General features: G+C 61.4%; 1 protein-coding gene. It reads right to left on the bottom strand.

What is annotated here, in order from left to right; translation table 11 throughout:
* On the bottom strand, positions 1 to 1,052 hold a 1,052-nt coding region (locus tag ACFSJC_RS19970; protein ID WP_386029081.1), incomplete at both ends, for an IS5 family transposase.

Here is a 1,052-nt window from a genome sequence, read left to right as displayed (position 1 = left end):
GGTTTCGGAGACCTTGGGCAATCGATCGTGATGCATGATCAGGCGTCGAGCGCGCTCGTTCCAGGCATGGGTGCGTTCGACCACCCAGCGCTTGGGTAAGACGACGAATCCGTTGGCATCGGCCTGCACGGTGAAGAAATCCAACTGCTCGGGGTGCGTCCAGTAGCCAACATTCTTGTTGGCCGGATGGCGAACGACCTGCACGTGGATGTCATGCAATTGAGAGACAGTCTGAGCACACTGGCCGGCGTAAGCCGAATCGACGAACAGCGTTTCAATGCTGGGATACTTGTCCATCGCCGTCGCCACCACGGGATGGGCGCCGTCGCGATCTTGCAGGCTCGCGGTGGTGACGCTGACGGCCAAGAGCAATCCGAGCGTATCGACAACCAGATGGCGCTTGCGCCCCTTGATCTTCTTGCCCGCGTCATAGCCGCTCTCGCCCCCTTGGGGGGATCCGCGCGTGGACTGCGCATCAATAATGGCCGCTGAGGGGTCTGCTGAGCGTCCTTCCCGCTCGCGCCACATCGCTCGCAGCCGATCATGCATCTGTTCGAATTTCCCCTGTCCACTCCAGCGGCGAAAGGTCCGGTAGACATTCTGCCAAGGCGGAAAATCCTTTGGCAGCAGGCGCCAGGCGCAGCCTGTGCGCACCACATAGCAACACGCGTCCACGAGCAGACGCCGCGGATACTGCGGGGGCGTTCCCCGGGCGCCCGTCTGATCGAAGAGATCCTCCACCAAAGCCCACTCGGCATCCGTCAGGCAACTCGTGTAGGTCTGCTCCACGTCCTGACGTCGGTGCGCCTCGGTATACCCATAGCGCTTCTCGGCCACTTCGGAAACCTCCACACGCACTGCGGATCCATCCCGCGAACGCTCCCAGCCTGCCTCCTCAAGCGCCTTCGTCAGCGTGTTTCGATGCACTTTCATCCCGGTGCGCCGAGCGAATTCCTGACCAATTTCTTCCAGCGTTGCCGTCGGGTCGGTTTCAACGATGGTGCTCAGTTCTGCTCGGTGGTTTGCTTCAAGCTTGGCTGGTCGTCCGCGTT

This window comes from Thiorhodococcus fuscus, from assembly GCF_042682685.1.
GTDB lineage: Bacteria > Pseudomonadota > Gammaproteobacteria > Chromatiales > Chromatiaceae > Imhoffiella > Imhoffiella fuscus.
The sequence above is the reverse complement of the archived record's forward strand: the minus strand, read 5'-3'. Positions and strand labels throughout refer to the sequence as shown.